Source organism: Bacteroidota bacterium (assembly GCA_016195025.1).
Taxonomy (GTDB): Bacteria; Bacteroidota; Bacteroidia; order Palsa-948; family Palsa-948; genus Palsa-948.
The window spans coordinates 44,772-61,895 of sequence record JACQAL010000017.1 but is presented as its reverse complement, the minus strand read 5'-3'; the positions used below and the strand labels follow the sequence as shown (position 1 = coordinate 61,895).

The 17,124-nt window shown below is 43.9% G+C and carries 17 protein-coding genes; 12 read left to right on the top strand and 5 right to left on the bottom strand.

The features are described from left to right. A partial coding sequence (locus HY063_03530; protein ID MBI3500843.1) for a hypothetical protein occupies positions 1-333 on the top strand: 333 nt, incomplete at its 5' end. Positions 334-794: 461 nt separating this feature from the next. Beyond that, on the top strand, positions 795-3,155 hold the full coding sequence (locus HY063_03525; protein MBI3500842.1) for a T9SS type A sorting domain-containing protein: 2,361 nt from the start codon (positions 795-797) through the stop codon (positions 3,153-3,155). Positions 3,156-3,290: 135 nt separating this feature from the next. On the opposite strand, the gene HY063_03520 is transcribed toward HY063_03525, so the two are convergent. Further along, positions 3,291-5,849: a DUF559 domain-containing protein gene (locus HY063_03520; protein MBI3500841.1), complete on the bottom strand. Its 2,559-nt coding sequence runs from the start codon at positions 5,847-5,849 to the stop codon at positions 3,291-3,293. A gap of 96 nt (positions 5,850-5,945) precedes the next feature. On the opposite strand from HY063_03520, the gene rpmB reads away from it, so the two are divergent. The 7 genes from rpmB (at position 5,946) to HY063_03485 (ending at position 12,839) form a co-directional block, all read left to right on the top strand. Next, entirely contained in the window at positions 5,946-6,194 is a 249-nt protein-coding gene (gene rpmB / locus HY063_03515) for a 50S ribosomal protein L28 (protein MBI3500840.1), read from the top strand. A gap of 15 nt (positions 6,195-6,209) precedes the next feature. Next, positions 6,210-7,610 (top strand): aminopeptidase P N-terminal domain-containing protein, encoded by a 1,401-nt coding sequence (locus tag HY063_03510; GenBank protein MBI3500839.1) that lies wholly within the window; start codon positions 6,210-6,212, stop codon positions 7,608-7,610. 54 nt (positions 7,611-7,664) lie between these two features. Beyond that, positions 7,665-7,850, top strand: coding sequence for a 50S ribosomal protein L33 (gene rpmG, locus HY063_03505; protein MBI3500838.1), 186 nt, complete (start codon positions 7,665-7,667; stop codon positions 7,848-7,850). Between the two features lie 75 nt (positions 7,851-7,925). Continuing rightward, the gene (locus tag HY063_03500; GenBank protein MBI3500837.1) at positions 7,926-8,081 is read left to right on the top strand and encodes a DUF4295 domain-containing protein; all 156 of its coding nucleotides are present in this window, start codon (positions 7,926-7,928) and stop codon (positions 8,079-8,081) included. 96 nt (positions 8,082-8,177) lie between these two features. Next, on the top strand, positions 8,178-9,137 hold the full coding sequence (ftsY, locus tag HY063_03495) for a signal recognition particle-docking protein FtsY (protein MBI3500836.1): 960 nt from the start codon (positions 8,178-8,180) through the stop codon (positions 9,135-9,137). A gap of 27 nt (positions 9,138-9,164) precedes the next feature. Then, positions 9,165-11,642, top strand: coding sequence for an OmpA family protein (locus HY063_03490; GenBank protein ID MBI3500835.1), 2,478 nt, complete (start codon positions 9,165-9,167; stop codon positions 11,640-11,642). 624 nt (positions 11,643-12,266) lie between these two features. Then, positions 12,267-12,839: a hypothetical protein gene (locus tag HY063_03485; protein ID MBI3500834.1), complete on the top strand. Its 573-nt coding sequence runs from the start codon at positions 12,267-12,269 to the stop codon at positions 12,837-12,839. Between the two features lie 137 nt (positions 12,840-12,976). Here the strand turns inward: HY063_03485 and HY063_03480 are convergent, their stop codons facing one another. Together HY063_03480 and HY063_03475 are read right to left on the bottom strand one after the other, a co-directional pair. Then, on the bottom strand, positions 12,977-13,738 hold the full coding sequence (locus HY063_03480; protein MBI3500833.1) for a hypothetical protein: 762 nt from the start codon (positions 13,736-13,738) through the stop codon (positions 12,977-12,979). Between the two features lie 18 nt (positions 13,739-13,756). Next, positions 13,757-14,065: a hypothetical protein gene (locus tag HY063_03475; GenBank protein ID MBI3500832.1), complete on the bottom strand. Its 309-nt coding sequence runs from the start codon at positions 14,063-14,065 to the stop codon at positions 13,757-13,759. Between the two features lie 254 nt (positions 14,066-14,319). On the opposite strand from HY063_03475, the gene HY063_03470 reads away from it, so the two are divergent. From HY063_03470 to HY063_03460, 3 genes are all read left to right on the top strand, one after another. Continuing rightward, entirely contained in the window at positions 14,320-14,691 is a 372-nt protein-coding gene (locus HY063_03470; protein ID MBI3500831.1) for a hypothetical protein, read from the top strand. 203 nt (positions 14,692-14,894) lie between these two features. After that, positions 14,895-15,134 carry a hypothetical protein gene (locus HY063_03465; GenBank protein MBI3500830.1) on the top strand — a complete coding sequence of 80 codons (240 nt, stop codon included), beginning with the start codon at positions 14,895-14,897 and terminating at the stop codon, positions 15,132-15,134. A gap of 239 nt (positions 15,135-15,373) precedes the next feature. Beyond that, positions 15,374-15,787 carry a hypothetical protein gene (locus HY063_03460; protein ID MBI3500829.1) on the top strand — a complete coding sequence of 138 codons (414 nt, stop codon included), beginning with the start codon at positions 15,374-15,376 and terminating at the stop codon, positions 15,785-15,787. Positions 15,788-15,799: 12 nt separating this feature from the next. On the opposite strand, the gene HY063_03455 is transcribed toward HY063_03460, so the two are convergent. Both HY063_03455 and HY063_03450 read right to left on the bottom strand, forming a co-directional pair. Further along, positions 15,800-16,183, bottom strand: coding sequence for a RidA family protein (locus HY063_03455; protein MBI3500828.1), 384 nt, complete (start codon positions 16,181-16,183; stop codon positions 15,800-15,802). Between the two features lie 354 nt (positions 16,184-16,537). Then, the gene (locus HY063_03450; GenBank protein MBI3500827.1) at positions 16,538-17,119 is read right to left on the bottom strand and encodes a DUF2179 domain-containing protein; all 582 of its coding nucleotides are present in this window, start codon (positions 17,117-17,119) and stop codon (positions 16,538-16,540) included. Positions 17,120-17,124: the final 5 nt, after the last annotated feature.

Below are 17,124 nucleotides of genomic sequence, written 5' to 3'. Positions count from 1 at the left end.
ACTGCCGCGCCCGGCTCAAAGGAAGTGAGCATTGCCATTCGGGAAATAAAACATCTGCTGCATGTGCTGCTGGTAACCAGCGTTGCGCATAAGAAAAGGGGCAAGGAAAAAGGAGTGAAAGAAATTCAGGTATACATAGCGCTCACCCTAAACCCGCAAACCATTCCCGCGCAGGCAGATTACCAGTATTCAGGCGATGCGAGCCGCGGCTTGTTCAGAAGCGTTTTAGACAATACCTCGCTTGGCAAATGCGCCTGGTACATTGCGCGCGTGAAAAACTCGCGTGGCGAACTGGGGGCTTTTTCCATGCCCGCCTGGGCGGTGGTGTCGTGAGGGCTGCGAAACCAAATGGAATATTGGAATTTAAAAAAGGGAATGTTGGAATAATGGAATATTGGAATGTTGGGATTCCATTCTTCCATCTTTCCGCCATTCCATTGTATTTCCCATTTTTCCACCATTCCATCATTCCTGTTTTTAGAGGTTCCCTAATGACTAATCATTATACTGAACAAATACAGAATTAAGAACATTCGAACATTCGATTTACGAACAACCGAATAAACAGCCCTGTATTTTTCATTCGTCACTCGATTGTTCTGTATTAAACCTTTTCGGAAACCTGAGTTGCTTTGGTATAACATAAGGGCGCATATATTCCCCTGCAAGAAGAATATGCGTACTTTTGGATATAAAAAAAGGCGCATATAAAGGAGTTAGCAAAAACACCCAAATACAAAAAGACAATGCAACGTTAGACAGCAATTTTGCATCTTAACAATAAAACAAATACAATGAAAAAATTTGTTACTCTCTTTATCGTCTTTTCTTTCTTCTTCGCCAAACAAGTATTTTCCCAGTGCGGAATGACAATTACACCAAGCACAACCAATGCAACCTGCAATGGTAATTGTGATGGCATTGCAACTGTTAATGTTACGGGAGGAAGTCCGGGATATACTTACTTATGGAATCCTTCTTCTCAAACTTCTTCAACGGCAACAGGGCTGTGCGCGGGAATATATACAGTCACAGTTACTGATGCTGTTCCCTGCACGCAAACGGAAACGGTTGTAATTACAGAACCTGCTCCACTTATTGCTGATGCAGGCAATCCAACTATATGCTGGGGTTCATGCGCCACTTTAGGTGGATCTCCGAGTGCATTAGGAGGAACACCGGGATATACTTATTTGTGGTCACCTGCTTTTGCAGTGAGTGATTCAACCATTGCAAATCCAATTACCTGCTCAACGGGTTCATCTAATTATACGCTTACAGTCACCGATGCTAATGGTTGTTCTTCCGTATCAACAACAATGGTTACCTATTATCCTGCACTAGGGATTAGTTTTTCTAAAACAAATCCCAGTACCTGTGCTGTATGCGATGGAGCAATGGCTTCAACAGTAAACGGAGGAACATCTCCTTTTGCATATTGGTGGAATACAGTTCCTAATCAATATACACCAACAGCAACAGGACTTTGCATAGGAAACTATACACTTATAGTCACAGACGCGAATGGATGTACTGCTAAATCATGGGACTATCTTTCTCTTCCTAAGCCACAGGTGACGGGGACCGTGACAAATACCTCATGTACAGATGGTTCAATTGATATATCTGTCAGTAATGGCTTGCCTCCTTATACTTATTTATGGAATACGGGAGCAACCACACAAGATATTTCTAATCTTTCTCCAGGAAATTATTATGTTGCAGTTACGGACGCTAATTCATGCACTCTTTATGGAACTTCTTTTATTGTAACACAAGGTCCTCCCGGTCCAACCTGCTCGCAGATAACCGGAAAAGTATATTATGATAATAATTTAGATTGTGTTTTTAACGGAACAGATGCGGGATGGCTCGGAGTAACAATTACAGCAGTCCCCGGTCCGTACTATTCAATTACTAATTCATCGGGAGATTATTCCATGATTGTTCCGCCCGGAACATACACCGTTACACAAACTGTTCCTGCCAACTGGGGAGAATTATGTCCCGGCAGCGGTTATTCATCGGTTACGGCAAATGCTGCATCTACTGCACCTAATATTGATTTTGCTGATACCACCTCTGCCATAACTGATTTGGGAGTTTGGTGCAATACAGGAACTGCGAGCCCTGGTTTTCCACGCATTTATTATTTATTTTATAGGAATCTTGGCAACACAGCAATGAATGGAACAGTTTACCTTGTGATTGACCCTCTTGATAATTTTGTCAGTGCATCGGTTACACCTTCCTCTGTTTCCGGAGATACTATTTTCTGGAATTTTATTAATCTTTATCCGTTCCAATATCCTTACATAACAGTTACTTGTTCTAATCTTCCGGCAAATCCTGCTCTGATTGGAAACGTTATTTCTTACTGCGCAAAAGTTCTTCCCATTGTCGGAGATATAAACCCCGCGGATAATACTTCCTGCGGATATAAAACGATAACCGGCTCGTATGACCCGAATGAAAAAGAAGTTTCTCCTGAAGGAAGCGGACCCAATGGCGCTATTCTTCCAACCGATACTGTTTTGACTTATGCCATTCACTTTCAGAATACAGGAACTACGTACGCGCAAACGGTTATTGTAAGAGATACATTGTCGCTGTATTTGAATCCTGCATCTGTTGAAGATGGCCCTTCAAGCCATGCGCATACATTCAGCATGAGCGGAAACGGAATTCTGAAATGGACTTTTAATAATATCTGGTTGCCCGACAGTTCCTCTAACTTTGCAGGCAGCAATGGTTATATTACTTTCCGCATTCATCTTAAGCCAAACCTGCCTGTTGGAACAGTGATCGCAAACAAAGCGGATATTTATTTTGATTACAATCCTCCTATTACAACTAATTCAACTATCAATACAATTTCCAATACAATATCAGCAGAAGAAATAAATAAAAATATTTCCATACAAGTTTACCCCAATCCCTTTTCTTCCTCTACAACTTTGCGGACAGACAAATTTTTAACAGACGCAACCCTCACGATTTACAACTGTTTCGGGCAGACAGTTGCGCAAATAAAAAACATCAGCGGGCAGACAGTTACTTTTTACCGAGATAATTTGCCAAGCGGACTGTATTTCGTTCGGCTCACACAAGACAACAAAGTAATCGCGACAAAAAAATTAGTAATCACGGACTGACACGACTGTACAACGACAAACTGCACTGTGGCTAACAGCGGGTTTAAGAAATTGGTGGTGGTGAAATAACTCACCCTCATTCCCTCTCTTTCAGAAAGAGAGGGATGTCCGAAGGACAGGGTGAGTTATTGCGTATTATATCCTGATACCTATTACTAAAACATCGTCAACCTGTTCAAACGCGCCCTGCCATTGCGTTAGTTTATCATTCAGAATTTTTTCCTGTTCCGCCATGGGAGCGCGCTGAATGGAGAGCAAAAGTTCTTTCATGTTTTTGCTCATGAGTTTTTTTCCTTTCTCGCCTCCAAACTGGTCGGCATAGCCATCGGAGAAAATATAAATGGTATCGCCTTTCTGAAGTTGAATTTCATGTTCAATAAACTGCTGCGCTTCGGGGGTAATTCCGCCAATGGAATGTTTGGTGGGTTTGTATTCGGTGAGTTCATTGTTGCGGAAAAGCCATAACGGGCGCATGGCGCCTGAGAAATACAATACACCCAAGCCCCCCTTTATCCCCCCGAAGGGGGGAGATTGCGCGCCTGTGTTCCCCCCTTTGGGGGGCAGGGGGGGCTTCTCAAAACGCACCAGCGCAATGTCCATTCCGTCTTTTGAAACAGAGCCCTCTTTTTGCCTGAGCGATGATTTTACTCCCCTGTTCAGGTGCGAAAGAATTTCAGCAGGAGAGAAAATGTTTTTCGCCACCGCTTCGTTTAGTTTTTCAATGGCAATCATGCTCATCAGCGCACCCGGAACTCCATGCCCTGTGCAATCAACGGCTGCAATGAATACTGCCCCCCCTCCCCCCGAAGGGGGGAAAACTTGCGAAGCAGCACGGCTTTGAATTGTTTTTATCAGTTTATCTATCACTCCGTCAGGATTTCCGATTACTTCATTATTCGTAAATCGAAGAACATGGAAGCCCATTGTGTTTAAGTATTGCGTACGCTGTTCATCGTTTCTCTTATGTTCGGGCAACGCATGAATCAACCCGTCAATTTCCACTATAAGTTTTTGCTGAAGGCAAACAAAATCTGCAATGTATTCTCCTATGATATGCTGCCTTCTGAATTTATACCCGGTATTTTTCTCTCTCACCAACTGCCAAAAAACATTTTCAGCTTCAGTTGGAACATTTCTATGTGTGGTAACAAATTCTTTTAGCAGTTTATACATCATCGGGTCGGCAGTTTCGTAACCAAAACCCTCTGTGTTCCCCCCTTCGGGGGGAGGGGGGGCAGCGTGAAACCAATAGATATCTCCGCTCACAACGCTTTTGGGTTTATACAATCCGAAACTTTCCGGAAACACTTTCATGATTTCATCCGGGTCGGGAAGAATGGAGCGCTGAATTATTTTTGCGTAGTTAATGCTGTCGGTGATTTCTTTATTTATTTCTTCAATCTTTTGTTTTTGCGCTTCGGCTTCTTCTTTTTGTCTGCTGATGATGATGTTCGCTTTTTTCTTGGCAATGTAACTTCTGAAAGCAAGAAATAAAAGCGTGAGCGCAATAAGAATTCCAATAATGAGAATGGTGGTAACAATTTTCTGATTATGTTCTTTTTCTTCTGCAATGGCTTTGCGTTTGTCTTCTTCCAGTTTCAGGAGTTTCATTTTTTCTTCAAACGCTCCCTGCAATTCTTCGCGCGAATTTTTTTCAATGGCGCTGCGGTTGGTGATGCTGTCTTTCACCGACATTAATTTCTTGAAATAGAAAAGCGCTTTGGCATTGTTGCCGGTTTTTTCATACGCTTCGCCCAGCCATTCCACGGCATACTTCACACGCTCCCACGATTTTGTTTTCAGCGCGAGCGAATACGCTTCTTTCCCGTAGGAATCGAGCAAGTCCTTTCGCCCTTCCATCGCATACATATAAGCAAGGTTCACCGCACCCACCGAAATTGCCGATACGGCATTTTTCTTCTTCTGAATTTCGTATGCTTTCGTGTAATAGTCAATTGACTTTTTATTTTCTTTCGTGTAATAAAACACATCGCCCATGTCGGTATATACCTGCGCAATGCCATCCGAATCTTTGATGGCGGAAAAAAGTTCGAGCGCTTTGGTTGAATATTCCACGCTCTTGCCGTATTGTTTTCTTCCTGCGTAGACCTCATTCATGCTGCGGTAATAATCGGCAATGTTGGAAGTATCTTTAGCGAAAAGCGCAAACGCGCGCGAAAGAGTATAATATATTTCTGCCGAGTCGAGGTTTCTTAATTCTTTTCGCGTAAAAATATGCCCGATGCCGGAATAAATGCGGTAAAGCAATCCGTTGTCTTTTAATTCACCGCTCAAAGATTTTGCTTTCTTAAACCAGAGAAATGATTCATCGTAATTTCCTTTATCAAAAAATGCTTCGGCAACATTCACCGTGATTTCCATTTTCAGATGCGCATCGGAAATGTTTTTTGCCGCTTCATACGCTTTGCGGAAATAAAAAACTTCTTTATCGGCATCATCCATGTCGTCATAAATGAGTCCGATTTTCTGGTAGGACTTTGCAATATGAAGCGTATCTTTTTGCCGGTGGCTTGCTTCGGCAGCCAGAAACGCATAGTTCAGCGCTGAATCGGAATTTGTTTTCAATACGTTTTCACTTCTGGAAAGAAGCGCATCTATGTTCTGTGAAAAAGAACAGGGAGCGGAAAATAAAAAGCAGAGAGAAAGAAAAAATAGTTGAGTGAAGCGAAGCATGGAAACCCGAATGTATGAATTATCATTATACGCAGGGAAATTTCCATCCTGTTATCTGAACCTTTTTATTATATTCGCGCCTCAAATTTAAAAAACATGTCACAGATTTGCCAAATCACCGGAAAGCGCGCATTGGTGGGAAACAATGTTTCGCACGCCAACAACAAGCGCAAGCGCATTTTTATTCCTAACCTGAGAGTGCAGCGTTTCTTTTTGCAGGAAGAAAACAAATGGATTACGCTGAAGGTTTCTGCTGCCGGATTGAAACATATTCATAAGAAAGGTTTATACGCCTGCGTGAAAGAAGCGCGCGAAAACGGCTGGCTGCCCCGCCCTAAAGGGTGATAAAGCAAAAGCGAAATGTTTCTCATCCTTCCTAAAGCGCTGACAAAAAATGTCAGGGCTTTTTTATTTTCATCAGTACTTCTGATTTTATTTACTCCCTTCAGGGCAGGGGCTCAGAATAGTTACGACATAGATTTACTCACCAAAGAATTTCATTCCGGCAGAAGAGATGCGCTCAGAAAATTAATGGACGATAGTTCCGTGGCGGTATTTTTTTCCGCAACCATCAAGAACCGCTCGAACGATGTGGATTACGAATTTCATCAGGACCCGAACTTTTATTATTTAACAGGACTGAATGAAGAAAATGCACTGCTGCTGGTTTTCAAAAATGATGTGCAGATTGGCAGCGCAGCAGCAAATGAGTTTTTATTTCTTGAAGACAGAGACCCGAAAACAGAAAGATGGACGGGAAAGAAGATGGGAATTGACGGAGCAAAAACAATTCTTGGAATTCAGAATGCTTTTTCTTCTTCTTCATTTGCAGATTTCAAAATTGATTTATCCCGATTCAAAAAGGTTTACTGCCTGAAAGAAAACGAAACACAACTATTCACGGGTTTCCTGTCAACTATTCTTTCGCTGACAACGCTCGATTCATACGCCACCAAAGAAATGACGGCAAAACTCCGCGAACTGAAAACAAAAGAAGAACTTGATTTAATGCGCAAGGCAATTTCAATTACCTGCGATGGAATTAAAGAAGCAATGAAAGCCCTTGAGCCGGGAATGTATGAATACAATGCCGAAGCAATTGGCGAATATGTTTTCAAAAGCAAAGGCGCGGAAGATGTCGGTTATCCTTCAATTGTTGGGGGCGGAGAAAACTCCTGCATTCTTCACTATGAAACCAACCGCAAAAAACTTTCTGCGAAAGATATGCTGGTGTGCGATATTGGCGCGGAATATCACGGCTACAGCGCGGATGTTACGCGTACTTTTCCCGTGAGCGGAAAATTTTCTGATGAGCAGAAAACAATTTACAACATCGTTCTTGAAGCGCAGCAGGCAGGAATTGCTAAATGCAGGGCGGGAGAGGACTTCCGCGCACCGCATAAAGAAGCAACTGCCATCATTCAGAAAAGATTGCTTGAACTCGGAATAATAAAACAACCGAATGAAGTAAATAAATATTTTTTTCACGGCACTTCGCATTATCTCGGGTTGGATGTTCACGATGTGGGAATATATGGAAAACTAAAACCGAATTCTGTCATCACCGTTGAGCCGGGCATTTACATTCCCTTCGGCTCTGATTGCGATGAAAAATGGTGGAACATCGGCATCAGAATTGAAGACGATGTGCTCATCACGGAAACTGAGCCGGATGTTCTTTCTTCCTGCGTTCCAAAAACCACAGAAGAAATTGAAGCGCTGATGAAGCAGGAAAGTTTGTTCAACCTGATGAAGAAGTAATTTATGCCGGTAACGGAAACTTAATTATCTTCGCACTCCTTAAAACGAAACACTATGGCAAAGAAAAAAGGCAACCGCATACAAGTGATTCTTGAATGCACCGAACACGCAGCATCCGGCAAACCCGGAACTTCGCGTTACATTACTACGAAGAACCGCAAGAATGACCCTGAAAGAATGGAACTGAAAAAGTATAATCCCATTCTCAGGAAAATGACTGTGCACAAAGAAATTAAATAACAAGTATTAAGTACAAAGTACAACGTATTACGAAATTCATTGTACTTGCTACTCGATACATAATACTTCTAACAAATGGCAAAAAAAGTAGTTGCAACATTGAAAACCGGCAAAGGCAAGGACTTTACCCGCGTAATTAAAATGGTGAAATCACCCAAGACAGGCGCGTATTCATTCAGAGAACAAGTGGTGCACTCTTCGCACGTGCAGGATTTCATGAAGCAGAAATAAGAAGGTATAAGGAATAAGGAATAGGGTATAGGGAAAAACCTTATACCCTTTTTCATTTCCTTATTCGCAGATTCGTAAAGATCAGTTATCCGCACTATGGGAATCTTCGACCTCTTCGCAAAGAAAAAACTGGACAGCGGCTTGCTGCGCACGCGCGAAGGATTTCTTTCCCGCCTGGGAAAAATTATTACAGGCAAAACTGTGGTTGATGAGGAAGTGCTCGCTCAGTTGGAGGAAACATTAATCACTGCCGATGTAGGAACCGAAACAACGCTGAAAATTATTTCGAACATTCAGAAAAGAATTGAGAAAGAAAAAAACCTGCCTGCCGGCAGGCAGGGATTGGTTACAGGTCGCCTGCATGAAATTCTGAAAGAAGAAATTTCTTCGCTGCTGATTGATAATCCGGTTAAAGATTTCGTTTCTCTTTCGGAAAAGCCGCATGTGATTTTAGTGGTAGGCGTGAACGGAGTAGGGAAGACCACTACCATCGGCAAACTCGCGCATAACTTCAGGAAGGCAGGAAAGAATGTTTTGCTGGGCGCGGCAGATACTTTCCGTGCGGCAGCAGTGGAGCAGTTGGGAATCTGGGCGAAGCGCGCAGAGGTGCAAATCATTTCTCAGGGAGCGAATGCAGACCCTGCATCGGTTGCATTTGATACGGTGAATTCCGCTGTGTCGAAAAATACAGATATTGTTTTAATTGATACTGCGGGGCGCCTGCACAACAAAACAAATTTAATGAACGAACTTTCAAAAATAAAGCGCGTGATTCAAAAAGTAATTCCCGATGCACCGCACGAAGTGTTGCTGGTGCTCGATGCAAGCACCGGGCAAAATGCAATGGAGCAGTGCAAACAATTCACCGAAGTAACAAACGTTACAGGGCTTGCGCTCACCAAACTTGACGGCACTGCAAAAGGCGGAGTGGTGATAGGAATTTCTGACCGCTTCAAAATACCCGTGAAGTTTATCGGAGTGGGCGAGGGCATTGATGATTTGCAGTTGTTCGACAAAGAAGCGTTTGCCGATTCGTTGTTCACTCAGAATAATTAATTTAGCGCAACATTATTTTTCTGCGCCATGCGGAATAAGAGAACTTTCAAAAACAGGATGGATGGAAGAGTGGAAGAATGGATGAATGGAACAACCATCCAATCATCCAGCCATCCAACCATCCTATTGCTTGTTTGCCTTTTCTGCAGTTCAGCAACAATTCTTTTTTCACAAAACGGAACGTGGCTGCGCAAAGCGGACTTCCGCGGCTCTGCGCGCTTAGGCGCTATTGGCTTTTCGGCAGGCAATAAAGGATACATTACCGGAGGAATGGACACTGCGAATCTTCTGAAGAATGATTTGTGGGAGTTCGACCCGCAGGCAAATTCATGGGCGCAGAAAGCAAGTTTTCCGGGCAATGCGCGGCAGTCCGCAGTGGTGTTTTCCATCGGCACGAAAGCATACATCACCACCGGCTACGATGCGAGGCGCGCTAAAAAAGATACGTGGGAATACGATGCGCAGGAAAATTACTGGACGCAGAAAAAGGACTTTGGCGGTGTTGAGCGATTCTCCGCAGTGGCGTTTTCCATAGGAGAAAAAGGATATGTAACAACCGGATTCAAAGAGCCCAACTCCTTCAAAGACCTGTGGGAGTATGACCCTGCCGCTGATGCGTGGACGCAGAAAGCTGACTTTGCCGGCAAAGCAAGAAGCGGAGCCGTTGCTTTTTCCATAGGGAAAAAAGGATATGTGGGCATGGGTTGGAAAGACCCGAACATACTGAAAGATTTATGGGAATACTCACCGGAGAATAATTCATGGACGCAGAAAGCCAACCTCACGGGCACTGCGCGCTACGGAGCGGTGGCTTTTTCCGCGGGCGATAAAGGATATGTATGCGCAGGCGATGACGGAGAAGAATATAAAAACGATGCATGGCAGTACGACCCCGCCACTGATTCGTGGGCAGCCATGAGCGCGTTTACTGACTTGGGAAGATGGGGAGCTGTGGGATTTTCGGTGGGCGAGAAGGGATACATTGGCACGGGATTCATAGGGAGAAGGCGAAAAGAAATTTCGCTGCGCGACTTCTGGGAATTTCAGCCGCCCGCCAAGGCGTCATTCATTGCCAAGAAAAGAAATGCATGCACCGGAAAAATTTTATACAGCACCTGCTCGAAAGAAGGTCCCGCGAAGGTGAAAATTCTGCTGCTGAACGGGAGCGATTCGCTGCTGCAAACATCTTCCACCGATTCTGCCGGAATGTTCCGCTTTGAAAAACTATCGCCCGATGAATCCTACACACTCCGCATTGAAGACAACGACTCGCTGCTGATTAACCAGAAAAAATTATTTCTTGCCGACAGCGCAGGGCGCATTGTGCGCAGCGTTCGCAAAGGCGCGGGAAGGAATTTCAGTTTCGCGCATCTGCCTTCTGACCTTGCGCAACTCACTTCATTTTCCGAAATAGACCCCTCGCTGAAGAACTTTTCCATGGCGGGAAACTTTTACATTGGCGCTGACATGGCTCCGTTTGAAAATGCGCGCGTGAACCTGCTGAATGAAAAGGGAGAAATAATCCGCAAAGCCGTTACCAATCCTTTCGGTTCATTTGTGTTTGCCAATTTGCCCAGCGACCAGAATTTTTCGGTGGCGCTGGATGAAACCGACCCGCAACTGCTGGCGCAGATGGTTTATTTCACCAGCAAAAACGGGGTGGTGCTGTACAAAGGAGAAATGAAAATGTTTCGCTTTGCCATTCTTGCCTCCGATGCGCAAACGCTTGCAACGCTTACGGTGGATGACAACGAACTTATTGCTGATTTGCACGGCAAATTATTTTCTTCTGTGGGTTCGGATTTAAAATCCGAACCAGCGCCTTTGCGCAACGTAAAAATTGCGCTGCTCAACGAGAGGTGCGAAGTGGAAACCGTTGATTCAACCGATGCGGATGGAAATTTTACGCTCGAAGGAATTCCTGCCACCCATCTTTATTTAACGCTGCTGCAGAAAGGCGATGCTTCTGTTGTTGGCAAAAATGTTTTTCTTGCCAGCAGCGATAAAACTATTCTCGGCATTCTGAAATCATCTGCCGGAAAACTTTTCCGCTATGAAATTTTGCCGGTGGAAGAAAACAATCTCGCCTCCATTTATTTCAACGACCCGTGGCTGATGGTGGCGCAGATGAATTCGCAGAAGAAAAAAGACAGCGTGCTGGTGATAAGCGAAAATATTTATTACGAAACCAACAAATGGAATGTGCTGCCTTCGGCCGTGCCGGTGCTCAACAAGGTGGCGGAGTTGATGAAAAAGAATTCCCTGCTGCGCATTGAAATTATTTCGCACACCGATTGCCGCGGCACCAGCGAACATAATTTAACGCTGAGCGAAAAGCGCGCGCAAACTGCCGTGAAATATATCTGCACAAAGGGCGTTGACAAAGCGCGGCTCAGCGCCACGGGCATGGGCGAAACCAAACCGGTGAACCGCTGCAAAGATGGCGTGGACTGCACGGAAGAAGAGTTGGCAAAAAACAGAAGAACGGAATTTAAAATCAGGTAAACCAATGATACAGGACTTACGCTCCGACTGCCTTCGGCTGTACGGAGTCCGTATTCCATCGGACAGAAGTTTAGTGAGTAGTGTCATTTCGACCATAGGGAGAAATCTCGTATGTTTGGCACAAAGGAGATTCCTCGCTTCGCTCGGAATGACACCGTTTTGCGTAAGTTCAATGATAATAGGATATAAATGAAAACCACCCTTCAAGAATTAAATCAATTGTTCGGCTTAAAGAGCACTGATTTCAAGACCATTAAAAAAGGGCTTGTGAACAAAATTAAAGTGGTTGACGCTGATAACGTGGAGGTAACAGACGAAGGCGTAAAAGAACTTCTTGAAAAATTCAGAAACGGAGGCGCGTGTGATGCAGAAGAAGCAGCCAAACTTTTTCACATTTCAAAAGGAAAAATTTTGGAACTTGCAAAAAAGCGGCTCATTCCGAGTTATGAATTGCATGCATCGAAGGGAAGCAAAACATTATTTCTGAAAGCGGAACTTGAAAAAGAAAATACCCTGCGGCTTGTTCATTATAATAGACAGAACTATGAAAAGTTTGCTGAGTTTTTAAAAAATATTTTTTCCAACATAGCGAAAGAACGGCAATTCGACCAGAGGAAATTTGAAATGTACAGAATGCATTATTTCGAGTACCTCACGCTCGAGGAAATTGCCAGCGAAATGGGTATTACACGAGAAAGAGTGCGCGCTTGCACTGAGTACATCCGCAGAAAAATTATCAGCGCCATGAGCCATTACGAAACGGTGTATAAAAGAAATAAAGAACTTGAAATACTGAACGCAGAGTTGCAAAACTTTATTGAGAAACAACTTAAGATAAACAAATTTTTCCTTTTCACCGAAGAGGATATTGCCCGCCTGAAACAAAATGTTTTCCTGAGCGAAGCCCAGATTGAGCACCTGAAACAAACGGGTTTTTTCACCCAAGAGCAGATTGCCCTGCTGATAGAAAGCGCTGGCAAGATAGAAGCCGAAGCAGCAGCGAGGGCAGCATCGCCAAAAATCATTGACATGGATATATCTGTTCGCATACTGAATTGCCTTAAAGCAGCCGACATTGAAACACTCTATGATTTGCGGAAATATAAAAAAGAGGATATGCTAAAGTTCAGAAACATCGGCAAAAAATCCTTAGCCGAATTAACAGAAGTGATGAGAAGATACGGCATAGAGTGGTAGGCAGCAGGGCGCTGTTCATTATATTTCTGGCTGGCAACGCGCTGGTAACGAATTAACGAATCACTTTACGAATGTAACGAATAACAGCAGCATTCGTAAAATTTGTAATAAGATTCGTTCATTCGTTACCAGTCAAGTCAAGCCGCAGGCGCGCTCGTTTCATCCTGCAGGTTCACATCCACTTTAATGGACGGAGAAGGGTCTCCCAATTTGCCGGTTGAACTTTCGTAACGCGCAATATACCACGCCCACATTTTCACATTGGGGTCAAGACCGAGGTCGGAAAAATGGCTGAGCGCTTTTCCGCGTTTGGCATTCGCCACAAAAATATAATCGTCAATGCTGGAGGGCGGCTTGGTGCCGATGAAGCGGTACACTTTCAAAAATTTCATTCCTTTGGGAATGGCTTTGCTTTTTTCCTTGTCGTTGTTGGTGGCGCGCAGCAAATGTTCGCCCACATTGTTTTTGCGCACGCTGAGCACGGGAATGAGTGTGCCCGTATCTCCGCTGGTTTTGGTAACGCTTTTTGCCAGCGCGGTGCCGCGCTTCACCCGAAAGGTTTCGCAATCGCTGGTGGTGCCATTGAGCGCAACTTTATCGAGCAGGTGATGCCCGCTCAGTTTATCGTGGTCGTATGCTTTCACATTCTTGATGAGAATTTTCATCTGGTCTTTTAAATCGCTCGTTGATTTTTTCTTGTCGCTCACCTGCTGAAAAAGTTTATCGCTCTGCTTGCGGAAGGCGGTCCACTGCGCGCTTTCGGCTGCCGTCCAGCCAAACTTCTGAAAGTTCTGCGCGGGCGGAGGGGCGGGGTTGGCTGCCAGTTGAAGGTCATCGGTGTTGTCCATGTAAGGAGCAAACTGTTCCGGTCGGGTAGGGATGCGGGTTCCTGCGGGCATAGTAGTAAAGTTTAAGGGTTAAGGTTGTTGGTGTAGGGTGAAGGATGAAATTATTTCTGAAATTGAAGTTTGGTGTGGCGCAACAGAGGGAAAAACTCTTTTCCCCTTTGGTTCATTTAGTGTGCGTGAGGGAAAATTCAGTTTCCCCTTCACTTCATTTGCTGTAACGGAGGGAAGAATAAATTTCCCCTTCGCTTGCGCTGCGTTTCCCTTCGTTTCATTTGCTGTAACGGAGGGAAAAATAAGTTTCCCCTTCGTTTCATTTGCTGTGCGTGAGGGAAAAATAAGTTTCCCCTTATGCTGAGTACTTGTTTTGCTGCTGAACATACTTGTGTATGACTTACGCAGTTTCGCCACTAAAACACTAAAGCACCAAATCCCACTAAACTTTGGTGTGTATTTTTTTGTGCTTTTGTGCTTTTGTGGCATTGCTTTTTGTTTTTGCGTAAGTCCTATTGTCAATAAAGAGAGCAAATATATCTGCCTTCGCATCCTTGTCAAGCAAAAGGGGTTAGTATTAATACTAAAAAGTAAAAATACTTTCTTAGTTATATTGCCGGTGCAATCAATACCTGCTGTTCATGAAAGCGCTGAAAATATATTTGCCGAATGCGGACGAGAAAAAAATAATTCTGCACTCCGCCTGTGGAAAAAGCGATGGCGAGATTGCCGATGAACTGGATGAGAACGGGCAGTGGCTTGCTCCGCTCAGGCCGGGCGAAAAACGAAACACGCTTCTCTATGAACTGCACAGCAAGAATAAAAAATGGATAACCAACACCACTGCCGCGCTCTATGATAAAATGGATTTGCACAACATGAAAGAAGTGATAGCGGTTTGCCTGCTAAGCGGATTCATCACCGAAAAAGATTTTCAGGCGCTTGGCGAAAATGCAATTTGCCTGGCGGCAGAACTACTGCGCGCGTTATGCGCTCAGGGAAATAAAAAATAAAAGTAATTTTGTGGAAAACAATGCAACGCTGGGCAGCAACTTTGCAGATTAATAGTGGACATTATTCAAAATAAGAAACTATGTGTATGTTGTCATTTCGACCGAAGGGAGAAATCTCCTCATTCAGGGGGAGATTTCTCACCCTCAAAGCAGGGTTCGAAATGACAAACCTATATAAACATCTAATCTGAATAATGTCTAGTATGAAAAAACTTTTACTCGGTTCGGCAGTTGCTTTCATCGTGACAGTTTCTCCCTCTTGTTTCCTCCGCATACCCATAAAAGTTGAAAGAGAATATTACCGATCAGGCAATATAAAAATAAAGCATTGGTATTATGCGCACGGAGTGAGAGAGAGGGTAAGATACTATTCTGACAATAAAACCCGCACCAAAACCAAAAAGGGGAAAATAGTATATCAGCAAAAGCCCGAGAAGAAGTAATCAGGAAAGTTACCAATGACCAATTTAGGACTTACGCAAAAACAAAAAGCAATGCCACAAAAGCACAAAAGCACAAAAAAATACACACCAAAGTTTAGTGGGATTTGGTGCTTTAGTGTTTTAGTGGCGAAACTGCGTAAGTCCTACAATTAACACTTTAAATCACAACTCAACACACTAAGAGAAAAACGGCAATGCAGCGATGGTTTGCCCATTATAGTTCAACAATCTTAACTCCAATGAAAAAAGAAAAAAACCTTAGCGATAAGGAAGTAATCGAATCCCTGACAGAATTTTCTGAACAACTCTTGAGCGAGATACACGCTTTTCCAAAAGAAGAAATTGATTTCCTGCAAAAATTATTTAAAGAAGAAGGAGAAGCGCGGGATCGTAACAAAACAGGTTTTCTCTCTCTTCATGTAAAAACGCTGCAAGGCAAAGCCACCGCAGATGAAATTAAACAAGTGAATGCGGTGCGGAAAAAAATAAAGGACTTTGATTATAAAATTAACCGGCTTTGGAACTATTTTGAAGTGAAGATAATGTTTATGGCATATACGAAAGGATATAAAATTGAAGATGCTTTTAATGCTGTTGCCAACGACCTTCCGTTGAATAAAATGAGGAAAGATAATAAAGGCATTCCCAATTAGCGGTTGCTGCTTTCACTTCACCGCCATCACCGATATTTCCACATTCACTTTTTTAGGCAGCGCGCTCACCTGCACGGTTTCGCGCGCGGGCGGGTTCTCGGGAAAATAAGTGCCGTACACGGCATTCATCTTCGCAAAGTTGTTCATGTCGGTAAGGTAAATGGTAACTTTCACCACATCATTCATTTTCATTCCGGCCGCCTCAACAATTGCTTTAATGTTTTCCATCACCTGTTTTGTTTCGTTCTCAATGGAAGAAGAATCCACCGCGCCTGTGGCGGGATTAATTCCCACCTGCCCCGAAACAAACAGCGCATTGCCGCGCATCACCGCCTGCGAATACGGACCAATGGGCTTGGGCGCTTTTTCTGTAAAAATAATTTTTGTGCTTTGCATGGCTTTGTGTTTTGAAAAGTAAATATAAAAAGTGAAGGCAACAATAACGAAACAACCAATGACGAAAAAGATTTGCTTCATGCCGCGAAGATAAAAGGAATAAGCAATTGACTTACGCAGAAGTTTAGTGAGTATTGTCATTTCGACCAGAGGGAGAAATCTCCTATGTTTAGCACAAAGGAGATTCCTCGCTTCGCTCGGAATGACACCGTTTTGCGTAAGTCCTAAAGCAAATAAAATGAAAGTGAAACAAGGAGAAAGTGTGAAAGTGAGACAAGGAGAAAGTGAGAAAGGGGGCTGTTTCGCTCACCTGCTCACTTTCCCGCTTTCACACCTGCTCACTTTCACTGTTGTTTACTTGGCTTTTCTCGTAGGAAACATTTTGCGCAGCACTGACATTTCTGCGTTTGTCTTGGTGAACACGCCCTTGCTCACTCCGCGAATGTCTTCAATGGAATAAAAAATATCCGGCTCGTGCTTTTCAATGAGCGCGGTAACTTCTTCCAGATTTTTGCGCTTCACCACAATTAAAATGATTTGCACGGGTCCTTTTGCTCCCTGTGCATTCAGCAGTGTGGTGCCGTGGTTTGCTTTCTGCATAGCGTTGAGCAATGCGGTGCAGTCGCGGTTAGTAATCATGCGGATGAGTTGCATTCCGAAGGCGAGTTTTTCCTCTATGAGCAGCCCCACGTAAGAGCCCGTTGCAAACCCGCCCGCCCAGGCAATATAGCAGGCAACGTTGTTCAGTTGCTTCATCACCTGGCTCACCACCACAATCCAGATGAGCACTTCAAAAAAACCCAGCACCGGAACCAGGCGCGTGTTGCCGCGCGCCATCAGCACATGCCGCAGCGTGCCCAGCGTTACATCGCAGATGCGCGAAAAGAAAATAATCAGCGGAAGAATGAGCCAGTTATAGTAATCGAAGCCGTTCACAAAGG